This window comes from Klebsiella sp. PL-2018, assembly GCF_019048985.1.
GTDB classification, from domain to species: domain Bacteria; phylum Pseudomonadota; class Gammaproteobacteria; order Enterobacterales; family Enterobacteriaceae; genus Klebsiella; species Klebsiella michiganensis.
Genome location: NZ_CP077673.1, coordinates 3,225,559 through 3,248,851 on the forward strand (window position 1 = coordinate 3,225,559; position 23,293 = coordinate 3,248,851).

Sequence of the window (23,293 nt, forward strand, 5' to 3'; positions counted from 1 at the left end):
ATGACGTTTAACTGGAACTATATGTTAAGCCTGCTCAGCGATGTCGATTTCTGGCAGGCCACCTGGACCGTCATCAAATTAAGTTTGCTGACCTGGGCTTTCAGTATTGTGCTGGGGTTTATTCTGGCGCTGGCCAAACAGTCGCCGCGCAAGCTGTTTAACGCGCCTGCCCGCCTCTATATCTGGCTGTTTCGCAGCATGCCGCTGCTGGTACTGCTGATTTTTGTCTACAACATGCCGCAGGCGCTGCCCTCCTTCGCCCCGGTGCTGAACGACCCGTTCTGGGCCGGACTGCTGGCGATGGTGCTGAGCGAAGCCGCCTATATTGCTGAAATTCATCGCGGCGGACTGCTGTCGATTCCGAAAGGACAGAGCGAAGCCGCCCGCGCGCTCGGGCTGCGCTATGCTGGCACCCAGTGGCGTGTGGTGATCCCGCAGGCGCTGCGCGTCGCCCTGCCGGCGCTGGCTAATGAGTATATCGCCATCGTCAAGCTCAGCTCGCTGGTGTCGGTTATCTCCCTGACCGAGATCTTAATGGTCGGCCAGCGCCTCTATTCGCAGAATTTCCTCGTCATGGAAACCATGGCGGCGGTGGCGTTTTACTACATCCTGATCGTCACGGTGTTTGATTTCCTGCTTAAGCGCCTCGAGACCTGGCTCGACGTCACCCAGCGTAAGACCACGCGACCGGTGGATGAAGAAATGCAGCAGCTGGCCACCGCGCGGCGTCCGGCAATGGCCCGCAGCGTTAGCGTCGCGCAGGAACCGGCGCTGCAGGCGTCAAAGCTGCATAAAGCCTATAACAATGTCGAAGTGCTGGGCGCCGTCAGCCTGCAAATTCAGCCCGGCGAAGTGGTCTCCGTCATCGGCCCGTCCGGCTCCGGTAAAACCACGCTGATCCGCCTGCTGAACGGCCTTGAGCAGATTGATAACGGCGAGATCAAAATCAACGGCCAGCCTTTTATTCACCTTGACCGCCAGGGGCAGCAGAAGCCGCGTTTTATGGAGAACAGCGAGCATCGCCAGAATATCGGCATGGTTTTCCAGAGCTTCAACCTGTTCCCCCACCTGACCGTACTCGGCAACCTGCTGCTGGCGCCGCGCTATCACCATCTGGCCAGCGAAGGCGAGCTGAAGCAGCACGCCTGCGAACTGCTGCATAAAGTCGGCATGCTGGAACACGCGTGGAAATATCCGCATCAGCTTTCCGGCGGCCAGCAGCAGCGGGTAGCGATTGCCCGCGCCCTGATGATGCGCCCACAAATTATGCTGTTCGATGAGCCCACCTCGGCGCTGGATCCGGAAAAAGTTAACGAGGTTCTGCAGGTTATCGAATCGCTGGCCCATGAAGGCATCACCATGGTGATCGTCACCCATGAAATGAACTTCGCCTTTAAGGTTTCCGATCGAATTGTGTTTATGGAAAAAGGACGCGTGGTCTGCGACGACACGCCTCAGGCAATGCGCGACGGCCAGCATCCGCGCGTGGATGCCTTCCTGAAAGATGTCTCTTTGGCTTAACGCCTCCGTTCCCGAAAGGAGAAAAATATGATCGCGCAGTGGCAAATCGAACAGTTTCATCAGCAGGGTTTTCTGGTTGTCGAAGAGGTGCTTTCCGCCGAGGAAGTCGCGCTGCTGCAGGCCGATTTCGACGCCTGGGTCGAAGAGAGCCGACAGCATAGCGAGGTGTGGGGCGAACCCCTGGACGGTCGGCCGCGTTTCGACCTCGAAAGCGACCATGCGCCCCATCATCCGTCGCTGCGCCGTGTGAGTTCCCCCACGGAGATTTCCGCCGCCTACCGCCACGCCGCGCTTGATTCGAGAATGGCGGCGATTGCCGGCCAGCTGATCGGCGGCAGCGGGACCCGCTTCCATCACAGCAAAATCAACTCCAAGCTGCCGCACACCGCCACGCAGGTGAAATGGCACCAGGATTTTCTGTTTACCCCCCACAGCAATGACGACATCATCACCGCCCTGCTGATGGTCAGCGAAGTGACGCCGGAGAACGGCCCGCTCAACGTGGTGCCAGGAAGCCATCGGGGACCGCTGTGGTCCCACTGGCAAAACGATCGTTTTACCGGCGCCGTGGATCGGGAGGTTGAAGCGACCCACTGCCAGCAGCCGCAGGCCTGTTTTGGCCCGGCGGGATCGGTGTGCTTTATGCATACTCGTCTGCTCCACGCCTCCAGCCCCAATGAAACCGACCTGCCGCGGACGCTGTTTATCAGCGTCTACGCGGCGGAAGATGCCCTGCCGTACGGCGAAAATCCGCTGCCCAGCGCGCACGCCGGGCAGATGGTTGCCGGGGAAGAGAGCGGCCTGGTGCGCAGTACCGTGAATCATTTACGCCTGCCGCAAAAACCGCGCGGCGCATCCTTTTTCGTCCAGCAGGCCGGTACCGATCGCGCCAGCATGTAATTTGCCCACTCTCTGGAGGTTGTATGAAACGTTTTAAAGCTTTCCGCCCTGCTGCCCTGCTCCTTTGCACCGCCGGCGCCCTGTCGTCCTTTAGCGCCCAGGCCTTCCAGCAGCTGGGGAAAATCACCGCCGGTTCGGATATGACCTTTTTCCCGTATGAATATATGGAAAACAACAAGCCCGCCGGGTTCGATATCGAGTTTCTTGCCGGGCTGGCGAAAACCATGGGCCGCGAGGCGGTGAATATTGATACCCGGTTTCCGAATTTGATTCCGGGCTTGCAGGGCGGACGCTTCGATATCACCAACTCGTCAATGTACATCACCGCCGAGCGTCTGAAGGTTATCGATATGGTGCCCTATCTGAAAAGCGGCGAAGCGATCCTCGCGCTGAAAGGCAGCGACTATCAGCCGAAAACGCAGGAAGAGTTTTGCGGCCACAAAATTGGTTCAATGGGGGCGACGTCATGGCTGGCGCAGCTGCAAAAGCTCTCCGCCGACTACTGCGTGAAAAAGGGCCTGAAGCCGATAGCGCTCAGTGAATACACCACAGACCCGCAAACCACCCAGGCGCTGCTCTCGCGGGCGGTTGAGGCGCAAATCACCGATGCGGCGGTGGCGCGCGGCGTGATTGATAAGCTTGGCGATCGGGTGACCATCTCTTCCGAAACCTTAATTTATCCGGTGCTCAATGGCTTTGGGGTGAAAAAAGGCAATAGCGAAGTGAAAACCGCGCTGGAGGAAGGGCTGAAGAAATACAGCGCGACGCCGGAATACGCCGCGCTGCTGAAGAAATATAACTTCCAGGCCCCGACGCCAGAGGATCTGCAGACCCTGATGCCGAAAGCGGAGTAATCATATGGCCCGCTCTTATGAAGAACAGACGCGTATCGACCTGGCGGCGACCTTTCGCATCATCGCCCATCTCGGGATGCACGAAGCGGTGGCCAACCACTTTAGCGCGGCCATCTCGGCGGACGGCAAAAAATTCCTGCTGAATCCGAAGTGGAAACACTTTTCGCGCATCCGCGCCAGCGACCTGCTGCTGCTGGACGCCGATGATGAAGCCTGCGCCCGGCGAGCGGACGTGGACGCCACGGCGTGGGCGATTCACGGGCAGATCCACCAGCGCCTGCCGGAGGTGCGGGTGGTACTGCACCTGCATCCGGTGTATACCACCAGCGTTGCTTGCCTCGAGACGCCGCATATCCCGCCGATCGATCAGAACACGGCGCGCTATTTCAATCGGGTAGCCGTCGATAGGTTGTACGGCGGCATGGCGGACACCACGGCGGAAGGCGCGCGTCTGGCGTCGCTGCTGGCCGACAAGCGCCGGCTGCTGATGGGCAACCACGGCGTACTGGTGACCGCACCGTCGATTGGCGAGGCTTTCGATGATATCTGGACTCTGGAGCGCGCCTGCCAGATTCTGGTGACCGCCTGGTCAACGGGGCAGCCGCTGAAAGTGCTCTCCGCTGCGGTGGCGGAGAAAACCGCGCAGGACTGGGAGGGGATCGCCGACTTTTCACGCCAGCATTTTGCAGAGATGAAGCAGATGATGATCGACGCCGACCCGTCCTTGCTGGAGTGACGGTTTACTCCCGGAGAAAGGCGCCACCGGGCATACGGAGATAAGCCGGATTTGAGGTATCGAGGCGCGGATTTTGCCGCAGGACTGGCGACAGAATCCGCAAGTTACGCGCTTGTAGCCCCGGTAAGGCGCCAGCCGCCACCGGGGAAAAGGCGGCTAGTAGCGCACGCAGACCGACTTTGTTTCGCACCAGTCGTCCAGCCAGTCGGGGCCGAAATCGCGGCCGGTACCGGACTGCTTCATGCCGCCGAACGGCAGGTTGGCGTCGATCAGCGTATGGCTGTTGACCCACACCGTCCCCGCCTGCAGGCGATCGGTATAGCTCAGCGCCTGGCTCAGGTCGCGGGTCCAGACGCTGGCGGTCAGGCCAAAATCGCTGTCGTTGGCCAGGCGCAGCGCCTCTTCCCCGTCGGCCACGCGTACCAGGTTCACCACCGGACCGAAAACCTCTTCCCGGCTAAGGCGCAGCCCGGCGTCGGGATTAATCACCAGCGTTGGCGCAATATAGTAGCCCTGCGCATTCGGCCCCACGTTACCGCTAATCAGCTCTGCCTTCTGCTGACGGGCTTCATCAAGATAGGCCGCCACTTTTGCGCAATGCACCTGCGATACCACCGGGTTAATCTGGCTGCTCTCGAGCATACCGGGCCCGACCTGTAGCGACTTCACCGCCTGCTCGAAGCCGCTCACCAGCGTATCGAACAGCGGCGCTTCGATATAAATTCGCGAACTGGCGGCGCACACCTGCCCCTGATTCAGAAAGCTACCGGTCATTAATCCCTCAATAACCCACTGCGGATCGGCATCTTTCAGCACGATGGCCGGGTTCTTGCCGCCCAGCTCCAGCGTGACCCGGGTAAGGCGGTCAGCGGCCACGCGGGCAATCTGTTTACCGGTAGCGGTCGATCCGGTAAAGCTCACCTTGGCGACCTGAGGGTGAGAGGTCAGCGCCGCGCCGCACCCGGCGCCGCTGCCGGTCACCACGTTAAAAACGCCGTCCGGCACGCCGGCCTCGGTTGCCAGTTCCGCTACCCGCAGCAGGGTCAGCGGCGTGGTTTCCGACGGCTTAATGACGATCGAGCAGCCAGCCGCCAGCGCGGGCATCACTTTCCACATGCCGATCATCAACGGGAAATTCCACGGCACGATCCCGGCCACCACGCCCACCGGCTCTTTTTTGGTCCACGCCTGATAGCGTGCGCCCTGCGGGAAGGGGATCGATACGTCGAGGGTGCGGCCGCTGATTTTAGTGGTCAGTCCGGCGGTATAGCGCATCCAGTTCAGCGTGCAGCCCACTTCAAAGGCGCGGGAAATGTTAATCGATTTCCCCTGTTCAAGGGTCTCCAGCTGCGCCAGCTCCTCGCCGTGCTGCTCCACCAGATCGGCGAAGCGCAGCAGGATCCGTTCGCGGTCGGCGGGCGTCCGCCCTGCCCAACTGCGGGAAACGAAAGCGCGCCAGGCGGACATCACCGCCCGATCGACATCCGCGGCGTTAGCATCCGCGGTGCTGGCGATAGCCTGACCGGTGGCCGGATCCCAGACGGTTAAGCGCTTTTCGCTCTCTGCCGCCTGCTGCGCACCGTCGAGATACAACCCATGCTGTCTGTCTAAAAACTGCTGCACGCTGGCGAGTAGCGCGACCTGTGATGTGGACATACCCCTTCCTTATTGTTCACGGATAGTGGTTTCAGTTTATGCCGGGGTCGCGATTCACGCTTTTTTCTCTGTGACATTCGCTGTTGCCGCTGTGACAGGCGCCGCAATTAAGTTGATGAGGCGGACAGAAAATGTGCAGCAGGTAATAGTTCTTTCATATACTCCGCCGTTGCCCCTTGCCTCCGGCATCATAAGTGCAACAATGCAAAAACATTATTATTACAAGGGATGCGCGATGAGTACGGCAAATCGTGAGCAGAACTACCAGCATTGGTTAGCAAAAATCAATCAGGTCTGCGGGCAGTTTGCCGCCCGTCCGCTGGCTGATAATTTCCACGGTGAGATCGACGCCAGCTATGCCGGCGACCTGAAAGTCAGCACGGTGACCGCCTGCGGCATTAATCTTTATCGCACCCGACAAGAGATCCAGCGCGATAACGACGCCTGGTTTTATACCGTCTTCCAGCTCGCGGGCCAGGCAACGATCGAGCAGGATGGCCGCCAGGCGATGCTGGAAAGCGGCGATATCACCCTGATCGACGCGTCTCGTCCCTGTTCAATTATCTGGCAGCAAACCTCGCGTCAGGCCTCCCTGCTGCTGCCAAGATCGCTGCTGGAGCAACAGCTGCGCGGCAGTGAAATCAGCATCGCTACCCGGCTGGCGAAAAGCCTGCCGATGGTCCAGCTCAGCCAGCGCCTGCTGCATGAAAGCATGAACAGCCCTGAACTCTCGGCCAGCGAAAGCAAAGCGGCGCTGGAGGCCATCGTCTGCCTGCTGCGCCCGATGCTGCATCATCAGGAGGCCCAGCCGTCCCGGCGCGATAAGCAGTTTCAGAAAATCATGGCGTTAATCGATGAGTCGATTCAGGCGGAACATCTGCGCCCGGAGTGGCTGGCCAGCGAAACCGGCATGTCGGTGCGCAGCCTCTATCGGCTGTTTGCGGAAAAGGGGCTGGTGGTGGCGCAATATATCAAGAATCGTCGGCTCGATTTGTGCGCCCGCGCGCTGCAAAGCGCCCATGATGACGAAAAGCTGGCGGGGATCGGCTACAGCTGGGGCTTCAGCGATCATAGCCATTTTTCCACCGCCTTTAAGCAGCGCTTCGGCGTCTCGCCGGGGGAGTATCGCAAGCGCTGCCGATAGCTATTTTTTCAGCCATTTGCCGTTAAGGCCCTTCACGTACTCGCCCGGCTGCGCCCTGGCGACCAGCTTCTGACCGGCCATTTTCGCCACCTGATCCACCGGTAGATTATTGTCATCCGCCAGCTGCTGATAGCTGTCGCTGCGGGCGGCGTTGATCTGTTTCACCAGCTCAAGGGTTTCTTTATCCTGACGCAGCGGTTCAAGATAGCCGTTGAGGGTTTCGCCAACCCGCCCCTGCTGGCGAGCCTCATTCAGGGTCAGGGCCTGCGCCTGAGCGCTGAACAGCACCAGCGCCAGCGCGGCGGTTATCAGTCGTATTCTCATCATCGCCTCAGAACAGATCGCTACGCGATTTGAGCAGATTCTCAACGTCTTTATCCAGCTTGATATGAATTTCATGCTCAATTTTGACGTTCATATTGATGGTGATCGGCTCTTTCGATGCCGCGATTTCAATACGCGGCGTACAGCCCGCCAGCAGCGCGGTGGCCAGAAAGGCGGCGAATAGTTTGATCATTATTGTTGTTCCTTACAGGTATGACTGTCCTGACAGCGCGGCGCGGGCAGCCTGGCGTTCTGCTCCAGCCACGCCTGCAGATTGTCGCCGAAACGCAAGCTGCGCCACAGGTCAAAAATATTCTCTTCATGGGAGTAGTTTAAGTGCACCGTATTGCTTTTGCCTTCTACCCGGCTGGTGCCGCTAATCGTCGCCTTCAGCGTCAGTACGCCGAGGTTATCGAGGTTGATCCGCGTCCACGAGGTGGCCACTTCCATATAGCGCAGCCAGTTAATGGCCGCCCCGGCGGAGACGTTGTCGGCCACCAGCGCGTCAGCGGTGTCTTTATCAAGACGCATCGTCATCGGCCCCGGATTGCTGAACCAGCCGTCCTTGATAATCCATTTATCGTTATCCAGCCACAGCGGCAGCGCGCCGTTAAACGGGCCGGACACGGCGAACTGCTTCACTTTAATCGCGCTAATTAACTCGCTGCTGGAGATGTTTTGCAGACGCAGCAGCGCCGGATCGTGCTGCGGCATCCGCAGCTGCTGCATGGTCAGCTTGCCGCCGAGAATATCGACGCTGACGTTGCTTAACTGTAAAGGTGCGTCTTCACTCCAGGGCCAGGCGCCCTGGAGATCCGCCGTCAGATTGCGCGCGGTGAACTGGTTGACGACTTCGCCGATGCGCAGCGATACCGGATGGCGGGTGCCAAGCTGCCAGGTGGCGTCGCTAAAGCGGAACGGCAGCACAAAATCGACGCCGTTGATCTGGTTATCCGGCATCCAGGCGCTGCCGTCTTTGAGCACACCGTGACCGCCCGCCACGAAGCCCTGTTCGGCGGCGGCAGAGAATGCCACCTGCGCGTAGAGCGTTCCCTCACGCAGGTTCATCTTCCACTCCGGCGGCACCAACGGCTGGAAAACGGTCAGCGACTGTTTTGGCCACCACGCCTCGCCGCGCAGACGTTCGCCGTCCCAGCGCCCGGTCACGCGCACGGGGCCAATTTTTTGCGCATGCAGGGAGCCGCTGAACCGGAACCGGGTCGGATCGCGGCCATCAATGTTGAACTTAAGCGTTGACGGCGGCAGTTCGCTGCCGCCGCTGAAGGTGGTTTTCCCGGCATCCAGCGACAGCGCGCCGGTCAGTTTAGGATGCTGCTCATCGCGCAGCCAGTGGATCGGTTTTTCCAGCGTCAGGCGCGGGGTACTCACCAGCATGGATCCATACTGCAGCTTATCGAAGCCGGTCGACAGGCTGTTGAGCACAATGGCGCTATCAACCCATTCGCCCGCGCCTTTAACATCCCAGCGCGCCTGCATCGGGGTGAAATGGCCATCGCCCCAGTAGCGCCACTGCCAGCGGCCGCGGTCGGGCATAAAGTTGTCGGCCTGGCCATCAAGATGCAGGATAAAATCCCCCATCTCCTGCTCATGGGCGCGCAGAATAGCCTGCAGGCGGCCATCAACGCCCTGTTGCGTCACTTTAACGCCCGCCAGCGGCCAGCGGATTTCATCGATATTCAACGAATCGATGACCCGCCCGCGCGAACGCAGCAGCGCGCCGGGGTGAAAATTGAGCACCGGCGCGGTAAGCGGCCCGCTCAGCTGCGCGGGCAGTCGGGCATAAAAAATCAGATCGCCGAGCTTGGCCTCGCCGGTCAGCTGTAGCGGCATGTCGCTGCTGTCCATGCTCAGCTTACCGGGGCCGATATTCAGCACGGCGTTGCCCTTCCCGGCCTGGCCCTGAGTGAGCACGTTAAGACGCCCGCTGACCTGCATCTGCTCGGTGCCCTGCTGCCAGTTGCCCAGCGAAAGCGCAACCCGGCCGCTCAAGGCGTTGCCCGCGTATTCGGTGTGCCAGCGGCCATCGCTGATGACGATACGATCCGGGGTGATTTCCCACGGCAGGTCAAGCATCGGCTCCACTTCACCGCGCGGCGTGACCAGCAGCTGCCCGCGGTTCTTCTGCCACTCCAGCTCGGCATCGACAAGACCGGGGGTTTGTGGAAATTCAAAGGTGCTGAACAGGTGGCCGTCGACCGGCAAACCGTCCGGCACCAGCGGCATCTGAAACTCGCCCACCAGCTTCACCGGCGCCTGGTCTTCCACCAGACGCGCGGAAAAATCGCTGACCGTCAGCACCTGGCCGCGCAGCCGCGCCTGGAGGGTAACCTCTTTACCGGCATAGCCGATATCCTGCTGCTGCGGCGTTAGCGACATCACCAGCCGCCCCTGCCATTTCTCCCACGGCGACAGGCGCAGATTGTCAATCGTCAGCCAGCTGTAAGGGAGCATTGATTGCCATTCGGCGAGGGTTTTCGGCGCCCCCGGCGCGGCTTCGCTTTCCGGGAGCTTGTTCAGGCAGGCGCTGTTTATATCCAGCTCGCTGATATGTAAACGCCAGCGGCTGGGACGCGAGAGCGAGGCATTGGCGACGCGCGCGATTTCGCAGTCGCCGACCAGGTAGCGCAGATCCGGAATACGCAGCGCGGAGCGCGTCAGTCGCGGGCTTTCATTAAGTGAGATTCGGGTTCCCGCCGGTAGCCAGATACCTGCCAGCGTGGGCACCCAGTGGGTGAGCGTTAATAGCAAAGCCAGCGGTAGCAGCACGAGGGCTAATAATAGCGCGATGGCGGCTTTATATTTACCCTTCATGGGCAGCTAATATCCTGATTCGAAATAAGTAAAAGCCGAGAGGCCGCTATTGTGGCACGTTCGACCTGTGAGTTAAAGTTTCCATCCCGTTTAAGCGTAGTCGCCGCTATGTGATTCACCAGCCGGCTATTTAACCGGGGTTTAGTTTTCGCCTGCGACACTGGTCCACACCTGCGAACGTAAACGGATGGTGCTGTGGACTTAATTATCTCGCTGATGGAATACGCTCTGAGCCGCTATTCATTGGTATTGCTGATGGTTTTCCTGCTGACATTCACGAAATCTTGCGCCGTTATCTCGCTGCTGATCCCCGGCACCTCCGGACTGCTGCTGTTCGGCACCCTGGCATCGGCCAGCGTCGGCCATTTTTTGTTAATGTGGATGAGCGCCAGCCTCGGCGCCATCGGCGGATTCTGGCTCTCGTGGCTGACGGGCTACCGCTACCGGCACCATCTGCATCGTATCCGCTGGCTTAATGCCGAACGCCTCGCTCGCGGCCAGCTGTTCCTGCGCCGCCACGGCGCGTGGGCGGTCTTTTTTAGCCGCTTTCTCTCTCCGCTGCGCGCCACCGTACCGCTGGTCACCGGCGCCAGCGGGACCTCTCTCTGGCAGTTTCAGCTCGCTAACGTCAGTTCAGGTTTACTCTGGCCGCTGGTCCTGCTGGCGCCAGGGGCGCTGAGCCTCAACTTTTAATGAAACGTATTGTCTTTTAAAGAGATTTCTTAACTCTACGATATGCTCTAGAATTAATACTATAACCTGCTGATTAAACTAGTTTTTAACATTTGTAAGATTATTTTAATTATGCTACCGTGACGGTATTATCACTGGAGAAAAGTCTTATGAAAATCGCTGTATACAGTACGAAACAGTACGACAAGAAGTATCTGCAGCACGTCAATGATGCATACGGCTTTGAACTGGAATTTTTTGACTTCCTGCTAACCGAAAAGACCGCCAAAACCGCCAACGGCTGTGAAGCGGTGTGCATCTTCGTAAACGATGACGGTAGCCGCCCGGTACTCGAAGAACTGAAAGCCCACGGCGTGAAGTACATCGCGCTGCGCTGCGCGGGGTTCAACAACGTTGATCTCGATGCCGCGAAAGAGCTGGGCCTGCGCGTGGTGCGCGTCCCCGCCTACTCACCGGAAGCGGTCGCAGAGCACGCGATCGGCATGATGATGTCGCTAAACCGCCGCATTCATCGCGCCTATCAGCGCACCCGCGATGCGAACTTCTCCCTTGAAGGACTAACCGGTTTCACCATGCACGGTAAAACCGCCGGCGTTATCGGTACCGGTAAAATCGGCGTCGCCGCGCTGCGCATTCTGAAAGGCTTCGGTATGCGTCTGCTGGCATTTGATCCCTACCCAAGCGCCGCCGCGCTGGATATGGGCGTGGAGTATGTCGATCTTGAAACCCTGTACCGGGAGTCTGACGTTATTTCCCTGCACTGCCCGCTGACCGATGAAAACTACCATTTGCTGAACCATGCCGCGTTTGATCGCATGAAAGACGGGGTGATGATCATCAACACCAGCCGCGGCGCGCTCATCGATTCTCAGGCAGCGATCGACGCCCTGAAGCATCAGAAAATTGGCGCGCTGGGGATGGACGTATATGAGAACGAACGCGATCTGTTCTTTGAAGATAAGTCTAATGACGTGATTCAGGATGATGTGTTCCGCCGTCTCTCCGCCTGCCATAACGTCCTTTTTACCGGTCACCAGGCGTTTCTGACCGCGGAAGCGCTGATCAGCATTTCACAAACCACCCTCGACAACCTGCGTCAGGTGGATGCTGGCGAAACCTGCCCTAACGCGCTGGTCTGATATTCCTTTCCCTTTTGTGCTCCTCCTCTGCGGGGGGCACATTCAGATAATCCCCACAGTAATCGCCTGCGATAAAGTTACAATTCCCTTCATTTATTAATACGATAAATATTTATGGAGACTAAATGAACAAGTTTGCTGCGCTGCTGGCGGCGGGAATGTTGCTATCGGGCTGCGTTTATAACAGCAAGGTGTCAACCAGAGCGGAACAGCTTCAGCATCACCGTTTTGTGCTGACCAGCGTTAACGGGCAGCCGCTGAATGCCGCGGATAAGCCGCAGGAGCTGAGCTTCGGCGAAAAAATGCCCATTACGGGCAAGATGTCTGTTTCAGGTAATATGTGCAACCGCTTCAGCGGCACGGGCAAAGTCTCGGACGGCGAGCTGAAGGTTGAAGAGCTGGCGATGACCCGCATGCTCTGCACGGACTCGCAGCTGAACGCGCTGGACGCCACGCTGAGCAAAATGCTGCGCGAAGGCGCGCAGGTCGACCTGACGGAAACGCAGCTAACGCTGGCGACCGCCGACCAGACGCTGGTGTATAAGCTCGCCGACCTGATGAATTAATAGTTACCGCAGCTTCCGCCTGCCAGCGCCTGCTCGCTGCAGCGCTTGCCGTTCGGCAATGCGCACATGCCGATAGCGGAGCCATCAAGCTGGCGGGCGACCGATAACGAGCCGCCAACCATGGCGCAGTTTGCCTGGCCGGAGCTGCTCATCGCGGCACGCATTCCGGGCGACACGTGCGCCGCCGTTGCCTGCTGAACAGGTTCATCATTGCTACTACACGCCGACAGTAACAGCGCAGCACATCCCACTAAAAACGCAGCTCGCATCTTCTCTCCCCTCAGATACATCTTAAAATGAACAAGCCTAAGGATAATAGGCAGCTCAGCGCGCCGCGTCGAGAGGCGAAGTACGTATTTATGCGTTGTATTAACATTTATTAGCAAATTTTTTGGTCGCTTTTATTCATCCTCAGTTTCAGAACGCAAAGCGCCCTCACTATGTCATCCATGATGAGGGCGCCGTTTCGGTTTGTATTTCAGGCTATTAAATTTAACTCACTGCGCAATCCGTGGTCTGGTAAATCATCACCTTAGAACAGAGCTTAGCCTTTTAATCACTTGAAACGCCTCGAATAATATTTGAATTACGCATAACAAACGCGTGAAAACGTGACAAGATTACGCCCGTCATACCACCGTTTCTGTCCAGATAGTACCCATAACGCACAACAGTCTGGCCGGTACCTGGCGGAACGATGAAGTCCATTGACTGAATTTCCATACTCCCATTTTCCTGCTTATATAAAACGCCATCAATAGAGAGCGCACAGGTCATGGGACCACCACCTGAAGTATCACCGGTACCCAGCATGAGAATACAGTACCCTAGTTTACCCATACTCAACGAGCCACCTTCATAACTCTTGTACTCCATACCTGCCGTTAATTTACCTCCACCCGTAATATTAATTGAGTCGTCCTGGCGAAGCGCGCCTAAAAGCTGCACTCGTTGCTCGAACGGCTGGCGATCAACAGCAAGCAAATCGAACCAGGCCCATTGTGCTTTCGCAATTCGACGGGAGCGGTGCTGAGCAATATTGATTGCCCACGAGCCGACGTCTCCAATAATCTTATTAGCCCTTACGGTGCCCAGGATATTACAACTCTCATTAATAACTACATTATTTAAAGTACCTGTATCAGCCTGTATTTCACCGCGAACAACAACGTTATTGAATTCACTACTTCCGCTCTTGGTAATACTCCAGCCTCTCCATCCGGCCACATAATTAGTAGAGGAAAGTCGATCTGTGATTTTGGCAATATCAATCGTGCCGTTTTTAATTCGCGCCGAATCAATATACAACTCGTTACCTTCCGCAATCATCACCGGCACGGCGGTTTTGCTGATGGCATTAAAAATAGAGAAACGATCAGCATTAAAAATGATGTCACTTGTCGAACCATCACTGGCTAATACCATCCCTGCGCCAACTCTCTTATCACCTTTTGTCTCAACTTTAATTGAGTACATCGAGTTAATTTTGCCTTCCGAATCCGCTATCGTCTCTCCCTGGGTCTTAACTTTACCCTTCAGTTCTCCGACCGTTATATCCAGGCCATCTACCTTCTCTACGCTAGCCTTTAATGTACCGTCGATTTCCTGCACATTGGCGTTCAGATCGCTCACTGCACTGGCCGTCGCTTTGGTCCCTAAATCAGCTTTCAGGCTTTTAAGCTCCCGGGTATTAGCCTCAATATTTCCTCCGTCAATTTTGACCTGTGTATTCAGGGCAGTAAGTGCCGAAGCGTTCGCTGTATTTGCCACTTGATCGCTGACATCAATGCAAAATACATCATCTGCATACAGATAACCGGCCGACAGGCTGGAACGCAGGGAAATAGTCAGTGCAGCATCGGAGGACGGTTTATAGTCCCCAAAGATCTCCGTCCAGCCGGTTCCGATGCTGGTTGTTATCGGAATATCTTTCAGCGGCCCTGAGCTATTACGGATGCTGATTTTAGTATTACTGGCATTGCTGACCGCAAAGTCACCCGACTTGCGCACCCACGCGCCAATGCGGTATGTATGCCCCGCAATCAGGTTTACGTTCTGATCGCAGGCCGTAGAGCCGCTGGATGTCTTTGTCGCCTGGATAATGTACTTTCCGGACTTAGGGTTCTGCGCCGCCAGTATGCTCCAGCCTGAGTTCACCCATCCGTCAAAACTGCGCTCGAATGAGTTATTCGCCAGCATATTTCCCGGAATCGCTTTTGCTGCGTCGGCATCCGACTGAGTGGCCGCAATACTGTTATTCAGCGACGTGACGCTGCTGCTCTGGCTCTCCAGCTTTCCTTCAGCACTCGTCACCCGGTTGGTCAGAGCAGCCAACGCGGCGGCATCCGCTTTGTGATTAACGTTGTTAATGGTGGTAGTCAGGTCGTTCGTCAACTCCGTGATACTGCTACCCTGGCTAGTCAGCTTCCCTTCAGCGCTCGTCACACGCGTGGTCAGGCTACTGATGGCCCCGGCATTGGCTGCGATATTTACTTCATCTGTAACATCAACAAAATAGAAGTCGTCAAAATACTGCGCGCCAGACTTCAGGGAGGAGTAGATCGCCACATCGACCATCCCGTCTACCGTCGCCTTCCATGTTCCGGTCAATTCAATCCATGATGAACTGGTTGGAAGGTTCGCGGTGTTGAACTGGCGATCGTACAACAGGGACGACTGACCAATACGCAGTTTGTTATTACCCTGGTCACTCATGACCGAACCGCCCTGCGCACGGGCAAACACACCGATTTTATATGTGTTGCCTTTGACGACCGGTACTTTCTGAGAGATCCCGGCCAGGCCCACACCACACATCGCTATTTTGCTGCCGTAGTTGGGCGATTGTGCACTGATAACGGACCCGACGCTTCCCCATCCTGTGAAAGCCTCCTGGCCGCGTTCAAATGAACCGTTGGAAATCAGGTTGCCGGGAATTTTACCATCAGCAGCCAGGCTGGCCGTGGCATCATTCAGGGAGTTATTCAACTGCGTCAGGCTGCTACCCTGACTGGCCATCGTTTTGCCCTGTTCCGTCACGGTATTCTGGAGCGTCTGCAGAGCGGTAGCATCGGCTTTTTTGTTGACGTTGCCGTTTGTCGTATTCAGCCCGTTTTCCAGCATGGTGGTCCGGCTTCCGACACTCGTCAGGATATCACCCTGCTGAGAGACTTGTGTCGTCAGGGAATCAACAGCTGAGGCGGTCGCGTCTGCCGTGCTCTGCGCATTGTAAGCGTCGGTTACATCTGTAATAACCATGTCGTCGATAAACAGATTATAACCCGGCGTGTTGCTGCCGTTCGCCCCGCGCGTAGAGATCCAAACAACGGCACGGGTTGCACCTTTCGCGGTGGCTTTTGCATACCCGGAAAATTTAACCCATTTGTCACGACCGGCCAGCGCTGTTTCGCTGACATTAGCAGCTCCCAGCCATGAGTTTGCGCCCGCATCATTTTGCACGTTGAGGCCGACCACGGTGACCCAGCCGCCTGAGGGGGTTTCACCGGATGGCATCATCGCCCAGAACTCAACCCTGAATACTGCCGCGTCGCGAATGGCAAGGCGTGAACCGATTAGGTCGTCGCTGTTACCGGTAGTGTTCGGTGCACGCGTCACGCGCATGCATTTGCCGCCCGAGTAGCTGACTCCGCTAATAACTCGCGCAGACCCACCCAGGTTCTGATTAACGTCATAAGTTTCAAACGTTCCGTCCAGCCACGGGTTTGAGCCTTTGCGGGCGTTAATATTCAGCGTGCTGTTCAGGCTGGTAATGCTGTCAGCCTGGCTGTTGATATCCTTTTCAGTCTGCGTTACACGATTAGATAACGCGTTTAATGCAGTAGCATCAGCCTTCTTATTAACATTCGCATTGGTGGTTGACAGATCATTCTGCAGCTTTGTAATAGCCGTCCCCTGAGAAGTCATTCCCGCCTCAGCACTGGTCACGCGTGTTGTCAAATCACTGACTGCGCTGGCGTTGGCCGAACCCACGGTTTCATCGGTAACGTCATAAACGGCAATGCTGTCGACGGCAACAACTGTCGCGGACGGATATACATAAAAAGCAATCCTTGCGTCTGTGGTGGTGGCCGGCAACGCGGGTATATCTACCGTCAGCGTTTCAAAACCATCTTTTCTGGTTACAACAGCCTGCGTCTGGGTGTAAGTACCAGCGGTCTTCGAATTAAAGATGCGGCATAAAATCCCACCTGAACCTGAGATTAATTTTGCACGTACCTTAAAACGGAACCGGCGTGATGAACTTACCGGGAACCATTTAGCGTTATTCGACATTAATCCAGGATTACTTGCGTCACCCGTATGCGTGATTATCACACCGGGAGCACCCTCCCCGTTTGATGCTCCCCACACAATGCGCCCGGCATTCTGCAGATTCCACGCATTTAATTGGTTTCTGAAATCATAGTTTTCAACCAGATTCTCACCGGTATCGCGAGCGCTATCGAGTGAAGCTTCTAGCTGGGTAATACTGTCACTTTGACTCGTCAGCTTCTCTTCAGCTTCAGTAACCCGGTTGCCTAACGAAGCGACGGCTGAAGCATCGGCTTTTTTCGCGATATTCTGGTCGGCAGTGGCAAGTCCGTTTTGCAGTTTTGTGATGGACTGACTCTGGCTCTCAAGCTTTCCTTCAGCGCTACTGGCCCGGTTTGTCAGATTGCTGATGGCGGTGGCGCTGACCGCAATATTGGTTTCATCAGTCACGTCTACCAGATAGAAATCATCAAAATACTGCTCTCCCGTCGCCAGCAGCACCATGAGCGAGACGTCAAGGACTGCGGTTTTCGTGGCTTTCCATGTGCCCGAAATTTCCTGCCAGACAGAACTCGTTGGCAGCGTCGCGGGGTTAAACTGAACCTCCTTCAGTGGCCCGTCAGAATCGCCAATACGCAGCTTATTATTGCCAGCGGTGCCTGACGGCATTGTTGTTCCACCTGAAACACGCGTGAAGATACCTATTTTGTAGGTGCGATCTTTGGTAAACGAAATCTTCTGAAGCAACGAGACGACACTGCTGCCTGGAACCACTTTAAGAATTTGGGTGCCACTATGCGGCGAAGAAGCTGTGAGTATTGACGTCGCTGATTGCCAGCCGTTGTAACCATCTTTACCTCGTTCAAAAGACGGATTTGTTAACAGATTTCCGACTATCGCCCGGGAAGCATCGGCATCAGCTTTTGTGGCATCAACAGCCGCGACAGTTTCCTTCAGGCTGTTATCCAGCTTCGTCAGACTGCTGCCCTGGCTGGTCAGCGTCTTGCCCTGTTCGGTGACTGTGTTCTGCAACAATTGCAGCGCGCTCGCATCCGCTTTTTTACTGACGCTGGCATTCGTCGTTGACAGACCGTTTTCCAGCGCCGTGGTCCGGCTACCGATGCTGCTCAGCGTATCGCCCTGCACAGAGACTGTTGTCGTCAGGGAGTCCACCGCTTTTGCTGTTGCATCAGCGGTTTTCTGTGCACTCTGCGCTGCAGTAACGTTGCGCAGATGCCAGTCTGCCGCATACCAGACCGTACCAAAGGGTGAACTCTGATTAACCTGCAGGAAGGGACGCATAAAATTCGTATCGGCCGGCACCGTAAAGCGCCATGTCACGCGTTTCCACGCTGCGGTGACTTTGGTATTCCCGCCGGAAAGTCTCGCTTTGATACCACCTGTCGCTGAAGTGGCATTAGCGATATAGAGATTAAAATCCGCCTGTCCGGTTCCGCAAGCAACCACCGCCGACATCTCGAAAACATCACCCGGAGTCACCGCAACATTGTTGATTTTAGGTACATGGTCGCGACCGGCCAGGCGAACCACATACGCAAACGGGCAATCTACAGGTACACCCGCAGCAGTGGCTGAAACGACGTCATAACCCATGCGGTCGTAGGAAGGTTCAAGCGCCGGGTTAGGAATATAATCATCCCCTGCAGCTTTTGCAGCACCAATCGCGCTGGTCAGGGAAGTAATATTACCATTCGCTGCAGTCAGGCCGCTTTCCGTCTTCTCCACTCGTCCGGTCAGTGACGTCAGGGCGCTTTGATCCGCCTTTTTACTTACGGTGGCGTTGGTCGTTGTCAGATCATTCTGTAGCTTTGCGATCGCCTGGCTCTGGCTGACCAGTTTCCCTTCCGCCGAGTCGACCCGGCTGGTCAGGTCTGTTACCGCCGATGCATTCGCTTTCTTTGACACCCCGGTCGATGAAAAGACGTCGACTTTACGGATATACAGACGTGCACTGTTTGACGGTGTCCAGCCCCCGGCGGCAAATCGCAGATAAACGTAACGCCCGGTAAAATTGGCCGGAATGGTCAGTTCCACGGTTTTCGTCTGCCAGCTGGTCGTTACCCCACTCAGCCACGGTGATATAGACGATAACCAGGCGATCGGATTGCCTAAATCCGCTATCACACCGACGGTGTCAGACGATACGCTGTTAACCGTTTCCGAAGTCCGGTACTCAAAAGAGACCGTGAGAGTCAGTCCGGCCTCAACGGGGATACGCGTGACGTTGGCGACGCGAATGGAGCCAGTCGTGGTTTTCAGGGCTTTTTCACCCGAATCATAAGTGAACGCCGAACCGGTACCGGAGTTTTCCCAGAAGGATAAATCAACATTCATTCCGCCATTGCTGACCAGGCTCCCCTCAGCCAGGGAGTTTTTCAGCATTGTCAATTGGCCAGACTGCGTGGCCAGGTTTCCTTCCGTCCCGGTCACTTGATTGGTTAAGGCAGTGACCGCACTGGCATCAGCCTTTTTACTGACGCTGGCATTCGTCGTGGTCAGGTCGTTCTGCAACTTTGCGATGGCGCTGCTCTGGCTGGTCAGCGTTTTATCCTGCTGGCTGACGCTGGACTGCAGGCCCGTAATGGCATTGCTGTTTGCGGCCACGCCCGATTCCGTTTTCCCGACGCGGTTAGACAGCGAGGTCAGCGTATTTCCCTGGCTGGTTAACGTGGTGCCCTGCTGTTCGACCTTTTGCGTCAGCGTCTGGAGCGCGGTTGCGTCGGCTTTTTTACCCAGACTGGTTTCCAGACCGCTAATTTTGCTGGCCTGCGCGCTCTGCGCTGTCGTCAGGGAGCTCAGTTCCTCCGCCACCGAGGATTTATTGTCGTTGAACTGCGCCTGCAGCGATTCTCTGGCCGTCACCTCTGCTTTATCGGCGGTGATACGCGCGTTCATCTCCTGATACAGCAGGCCGGAACGCAGGTCTGCAAGGCTGTTACTGTCAGAGGTTCCCCTGATCTGAGCCGCCAGCGTGGAACGTTTCAGCGCCTCTACCTCATCCGCTTGCGTCCGCGCCATCTCCTCATTACGCAGGGCCGCCGTACTTGCTGCCGGCGCCGGGCGCCCAACGGATATCCAGTGGATCAGAAAATAGTTGTCGGCATTCTGCCCCTGGGCCAGATCGAGACGAAAACGGCGAACCGTGCCGGACGCGTTCCAGTTCACGTCGGAAATGGCCACCACGCTGATACCCTCGCCATCAAACTCCTGCTCGGCGATAGTCACCGAGCGGGCATCACTCCAGCCGGTTTCCTCTGTACCAATCCAGTAAAGCCGCCCTTTCCATGCCGGATTACCCACGCGCTTAATACGCAGCATGACGGTGCGATAGGGGGAACCCGGGATTTTTTGCCCGTTTGGCGAACGGCAGGAGGCGGTGCTGTTCGATGATTTCAGCCAGCCTTCGTCCGTGATTTGCATCGGCACCTGACCGGCATCGTCCTCGGTCCACCCTTCATTGTCTTTATCGAAGTACCAGATACTGAACGAATCAAACTGCTGCCCACTACCGGCAGAGATTTCAGCGATCTGACGGGCCAGTGACTCGTCGCCATCCTGAATAATTGTCTGCAGATTATCGATGGCGGCCACCCGCTCATTTTTTTCATTGAGCAGCTGGTCTGCCGCCTGCGCCGCTTTCGCGTTGACGTCCGCAATGCGGTCAGCGGTCTCCTGTTTTACCGCTTTATCCCAGCCCGTATTTGCCTGAGCAATGGACTGTTTCAGGCCGTTTTCAACCGTCTGCAGCTGGGATTTTAACGCCGAGTCCCCCGCAGTCAGGGCTTTATTGACATCTGCTATCTGCTGGTCGACGGAAGTATTAATATCACTCACAGCATCGTTGATGCTTTTGTTTACTGTCGAGATGGTGTCATTGAGGGTCTGATTAACGAGGTCAATATTCTCTGTTATCGACTTATTGACCGTCGCTATCTGCCCATCAACCTGCTTACGGATCCCCCCGGCGGTCTCATTAATGCTCTGGTTTATTTCGTTAACCTGCTGCTCGACCTCTTCACGGATGGCATCAGCGGTTTCCGTCAGCGTTTTGTGGGTTTCCTCCATATCCCGCTGAGATTCTTGCCAGGCTTCGGTGTCCTTAATTGCATCGGTCAGCTTGTCGTAATACTCCCCGATATCGTCGCTGGCCATCCCCTGCACCCAGACGGTCCACGGACTTTCGTTACCAAGGCGATCGACAATGCGTGCCCGGTACCAGAACGTCGCCGCAATCTGCAGGCCCATCTGCTGATACGAGTTTCCCGGATACGTTACGTCAGAAAGCGCCATCGCGCCGTTGCCGGTTGGATTTGGGCTGTACTGCAGCTCGGTTTTTTGCGTATCGCCACTTCCCTCCGGGAACGCCCAGTTTAGTTGAACGCCATGCAGAAGGGATGTTGTGGTCAGCGAAACAGGTGCCGAAGGCAGGCCGATTTTGCCGGTCAGCGTTTTCTCTTGCGAATATGCCCAGCCGCTCGACACTTCCGCGGCATTGATAGCGCGCACCCTTACGATGTATCGGCCGGCATAAATTCCGCTGACATCAAACGAGGCAACGGAACTCCGGGGCACGTTTATCCAGTTGCCTTCATTGCGGCGCCACTGGGCTTCATAAGCAATGGCATTCTGTACTGCCGTCCAGTGAACCTGCAGCGTTTCAACGCTAATCCCCTGATTAACCACGGAATAAGACTCAACAACGATATTAGCTGGCGCGCTTTGCTTCCCTGGAGGAATAACGCTGATTGGCCGACTATCAATAATCGCACCGGAATCAATCCTGGCGTATTTATCCGGATCGTGAGCGGCTGCGGAAATTGTAAAGGTGCTATCGTTATTATCTTTAACACCCACAACACGATATTGCTGGACCCTCAGAGAGTCAGACTCAATGGCCCATACGCATTCCGGTTCTGGTCTTTCGGCATATTCAGCGGTGACGGTGACGACGTGTCCATCGACGCTCTCAATGGTTCGGCCTTGCGTCCCCCCCGATGGCAGGTTCAATAACAGACGGTCCCCGGCTTTCGCTTCCGTTTTACGATCGAGCGTAATAACGCAGCCATCCACTTCGCGGGTACGGCCACCGTTGACTTTTCCCGCCAGCATTTCGTCCGCCACCGCAATGATATAGCCGGGTTGTGGAATATTACCGTCCAGTCCGACTGAAAAAGTCACTACGCGATCTTTATTGTTGGTCAGAATTCCCCAACGCCCTTTACGGTTGGCCTCCGACTGACGGGTACAGCCAATCGCCGTAAGTTCTAGCTGATTAAATCCATAGCGGGCGACCAGCGGCTGCTCAAAAACCGGCTCCATCGCATCCGCATACTCATTCTCTGGATCAGACCATGAGACGAGCGCGTTGGTATAGCGCGTTTTGCTACTGCTGCTGGCATAGTGAAAACGACCATTGATGACGTTAGCCCTGGTGTAGGTGTAATCAATATCACGAGGCATATCCGCCAGAGCAATCACCCGATCGCCACTCCAGCAGGTCATGCCACGGAAAATGGCCGCAAAATCGCGTAACACCGTATAGGCATCGTTGCGATCCTGAACATAGACGTTACATAAATAGCGCGGCTCGGTACCCTCCCCACCTTTACCATCGGGGACGGGTTCATCGCAATATCGTGCTACCTGATACAACGTCCATTTATCAATATTTTCTGAGGTAAGACGATTCCCCAGGCCAAAACGATCGCTGACGATCAGATCGTAAAAAATCCAGGCCGGGTTATCCGTCCACGCCCATTTGAATGCTCCGGTCCAGATGCCTGAATATTGGCGGGTCTCCGGGTCATAGTTATCAGGAACGCGGATCACCCGCCCGCGAGGACTGCAGGCAATTTTTGGAATAGAGCCATTAAACTGACGAGAGTCAAATTCAACGTAAAGCAGGGCCGTGTTGGGATAGCGTAGTTTTGCATCAAGCACCTCAGCATAACTTTGCAGCATCATAACATCGCCAGTTTTTGAGGTATTTGCGTCTTCCGTGACCTTACGCAGGCGCAAAACCCAACCCGTCGTCGCCCGGGGGAGATCAATGCGGTGGCATCGTTCATAGCCGGAAGTGGTCTTTCCGCTTACCGCACTCTCCAGCACCGTCTGCCAGCTACCACCATCGGTTTGCAAATCAACGGCATAGCTGACGGCGTTCCCTACCAGATCGCCATTATCTTCCTGTTTCAGTAAAGATGGCCATTTTAAGCGCAGGCGGACGGCGGAAAGCTGGGTATTACTAAAAGAGCGGGACCAGGCCGTTTTGCTGGAGACTTCCACTCCTACGTTAATTTCATTTTCTGAACCGGGGATCCCCTGGATGTAATTCTGTGCCTGAGTTCCCGGTCGAAACTCCCAGGCGACACCGCTAAAATTTTGCGAGCCGTCGGAATTTTCCAGTGGCGTACCATCAAGGTAAATATCTTTTGCGGTAAGCGCACCGGCAAATTCACCCTCGCCCAGCGCAATGAGAATTTTTGCTTTCGCAACAGACTGTAAATCATCAGGCTGTTCCGTTGGGGTACGCGGGCTTGAACTCCCGCCCTTACAACCTTTAATGAGATGCTGTGTCATAGATATTTTGTCCATAAAAAAACCACCTCAAAGGTGGTCTGAAATGAGAGAAGCCG

At 56.1% G+C, this 23,293-nt stretch carries 14 protein-coding genes; 8 read left to right on the top strand and 6 right to left on the bottom strand.

Features of this window, described 5'->3' with window-relative positions; genetic code table 11:
* The 4 genes from MKleb_RS14985 to MKleb_RS15000 are packed head-to-tail and all read left to right on the top strand — an operon-like array spanning position 1 to position 4,011.
* Positions 1-1,521 carry an amino acid ABC transporter permease/ATP-binding protein gene (locus MKleb_RS14985; protein WP_014229143.1) on the top strand — a complete coding sequence of 507 codons (1,521 nt, stop codon included), beginning with the start codon at positions 1-3 and terminating at the stop codon, positions 1,519-1,521.
* Between the two features lie 27 nt (positions 1,522-1,548).
* Positions 1,549-2,421 (top strand): phytanoyl-CoA dioxygenase family protein, encoded by an 873-nt coding sequence (locus MKleb_RS14990; protein WP_217075959.1) that lies wholly within the window; start codon positions 1,549-1,551, stop codon positions 2,419-2,421.
* A 23-nt stretch (positions 2,422-2,444) separates the two neighbouring features.
* The gene (locus MKleb_RS14995) at positions 2,445-3,275 is read left to right on the top strand and encodes a transporter substrate-binding domain-containing protein (RefSeq protein ID WP_217075961.1); all 831 of its coding nucleotides are present in this window, start codon (positions 2,445-2,447) and stop codon (positions 3,273-3,275) included.
* A gap of 4 nt (positions 3,276-3,279) precedes the next feature.
* Positions 3,280-4,011 (top strand): class II aldolase and adducin N-terminal domain-containing protein, encoded by a 732-nt coding sequence (locus MKleb_RS15000; RefSeq protein ID WP_025107959.1) that lies wholly within the window; start codon positions 3,280-3,282, stop codon positions 4,009-4,011.
* Between the two features lie 156 nt (positions 4,012-4,167).
* On the opposite strand, the gene MKleb_RS15005 is transcribed toward MKleb_RS15000, so the two are convergent.
* Positions 4,168-5,667 carry an aldehyde dehydrogenase family protein gene (locus MKleb_RS15005; RefSeq protein ID WP_025107960.1) on the bottom strand — a complete coding sequence of 500 codons (1,500 nt, stop codon included), beginning with the start codon at positions 5,665-5,667 and terminating at the stop codon, positions 4,168-4,170.
* A 235-nt stretch (positions 5,668-5,902) separates the two neighbouring features.
* Between MKleb_RS15005 and feaR the strand changes: the two genes are divergently transcribed.
* Positions 5,903-6,811 (top strand): transcriptional regulator FeaR, encoded by a 909-nt coding sequence (gene feaR / locus MKleb_RS15010; RefSeq protein WP_217075962.1) that lies wholly within the window; start codon positions 5,903-5,905, stop codon positions 6,809-6,811.
* On the opposite strand, the gene MKleb_RS15015 is transcribed toward feaR, so the two are convergent.
* Genes MKleb_RS15015 through MKleb_RS15025 form a run of 3 tightly spaced genes read right to left on the bottom strand, consistent with a single transcriptional unit; the run spans position 6,812 to position 9,967 of the window.
* Positions 6,812-7,135: a YdbL family probable chaperone protein gene (locus tag MKleb_RS15015; protein ID WP_014838317.1), complete on the bottom strand. Its 324-nt coding sequence runs from the start codon at positions 7,133-7,135 to the stop codon at positions 6,812-6,814. It abuts the gene before it with no gap.
* A 7-nt stretch (positions 7,136-7,142) separates the two neighbouring features.
* On the bottom strand, positions 7,143-7,328 hold the full coding sequence (locus MKleb_RS15020) for a YnbE family lipoprotein (RefSeq protein WP_004121063.1): 186 nt from the start codon (positions 7,326-7,328) through the stop codon (positions 7,143-7,145).
* The gene (locus MKleb_RS15025) at positions 7,328-9,967 is read right to left on the bottom strand and encodes a YdbH family protein (RefSeq protein ID WP_025107962.1); all 2,640 of its coding nucleotides are present in this window, start codon (positions 9,965-9,967) and stop codon (positions 7,328-7,330) included. The genes MKleb_RS15020 and MKleb_RS15025 overlap by 1 nt, the downstream gene beginning before the upstream one ends.
* Before the next feature lie 195 nt (positions 9,968-10,162).
* Between MKleb_RS15025 and MKleb_RS15030 the strand changes: the two genes are divergently transcribed.
* The 3 genes from MKleb_RS15030 to hslJ all read left to right on the top strand — a co-directional run bounded on the left by MKleb_RS15030 (position 10,163) and on the right by hslJ (position 12,365).
* Positions 10,163-10,660 carry a DedA family protein gene (locus MKleb_RS15030; protein WP_025107963.1) on the top strand — a complete coding sequence of 166 codons (498 nt, stop codon included), beginning with the start codon at positions 10,163-10,165 and terminating at the stop codon, positions 10,658-10,660.
* A 149-nt stretch (positions 10,661-10,809) separates the two neighbouring features.
* Positions 10,810-11,799 carry a 2-hydroxyacid dehydrogenase gene (locus MKleb_RS15035; protein WP_004112629.1) on the top strand — a complete coding sequence of 330 codons (990 nt, stop codon included), beginning with the start codon at positions 10,810-10,812 and terminating at the stop codon, positions 11,797-11,799.
* Positions 11,800-11,924: 125 nt separating this feature from the next.
* Complete coding sequence (gene hslJ, locus MKleb_RS15040; RefSeq protein WP_014229134.1) at positions 11,925-12,365, top strand: heat shock protein HslJ; 441 nt, start codon at positions 11,925-11,927, stop codon at positions 12,363-12,365.
* On the opposite strand, the gene MKleb_RS15045 is transcribed toward hslJ, so the two are convergent.
* Both MKleb_RS15045 and MKleb_RS15050 read right to left on the bottom strand, forming a co-directional pair.
* Positions 12,362-12,634, bottom strand: a complete 273-nt coding sequence (locus tag MKleb_RS15045) for a putative hemolysin (RefSeq protein ID WP_004101621.1) — start codon at positions 12,632-12,634, stop codon at positions 12,362-12,364. The genes hslJ and MKleb_RS15045 overlap by 4 nt on opposite strands.
* A gap of 283 nt (positions 12,635-12,917) precedes the next feature.
* A complete protein-coding gene (locus MKleb_RS15050; RefSeq protein ID WP_217076758.1) occupies positions 12,918-23,237 on the bottom strand; it encodes a TipJ family phage tail tip protein in 10,320 nt (3,439 codons plus the stop codon).
* Between the last annotated feature and the right edge of the window lie 56 nt (positions 23,238-23,293).

Coding starts and splice junctions, on each gene's coding strand:
- feaR (WP_217075962.1), top strand. CDS start 5,903: ATGAGTACGGCAAATCGTGAGCAGAACTACCAGCATTGGTTAGCAAAA.
- MKleb_RS15015 (WP_014838317.1), bottom strand. CDS start 7,135: ATGAGAATACGACTGATAACCGCCGCGCTGGCGCTGGTGCTGTTCAGC.
- MKleb_RS15020 (WP_004121063.1), bottom strand. CDS start 7,328: ATGATCAAACTATTCGCCGCCTTTCTGGCCACCGCGCTGCTGGCGGGC.
- MKleb_RS14995 (WP_217075961.1), top strand. CDS start 2,445: ATGAAACGTTTTAAAGCTTTCCGCCCTGCTGCCCTGCTCCTTTGCACC.
- MKleb_RS15000 (WP_025107959.1), top strand. CDS start 3,280: ATGGCCCGCTCTTATGAAGAACAGACGCGTATCGACCTGGCGGCGACC.
- hslJ (WP_014229134.1), top strand. CDS start 11,925: ATGAACAAGTTTGCTGCGCTGCTGGCGGCGGGAATGTTGCTATCGGGC.
- MKleb_RS14985 (WP_014229143.1), top strand. CDS start 1: ATGACGTTTAACTGGAACTATATGTTAAGCCTGCTCAGCGATGTCGAT.
- MKleb_RS14990 (WP_217075959.1), top strand. CDS start 1,549: ATGATCGCGCAGTGGCAAATCGAACAGTTTCATCAGCAGGGTTTTCTG.
- MKleb_RS15025 (WP_025107962.1), bottom strand. CDS start 9,967: ATGAAGGGTAAATATAAAGCCGCCATCGCGCTATTATTAGCCCTCGTG.
- MKleb_RS15050 (WP_217076758.1), bottom strand. CDS start 23,237: ATGACACAGCATCTCATTAAAGGTTGTAAGGGCGGGAGTTCAAGCCCG.
- MKleb_RS15035 (WP_004112629.1), top strand. CDS start 10,810: ATGAAAATCGCTGTATACAGTACGAAACAGTACGACAAGAAGTATCTG.
- MKleb_RS15045 (WP_004101621.1), bottom strand. CDS start 12,634: ATGCGAGCTGCGTTTTTAGTGGGATGTGCTGCGCTGTTACTGTCGGCG.
- MKleb_RS15005 (WP_025107960.1), bottom strand. CDS start 5,667: ATGTCCACATCACAGGTCGCGCTACTCGCCAGCGTGCAGCAGTTTTTA.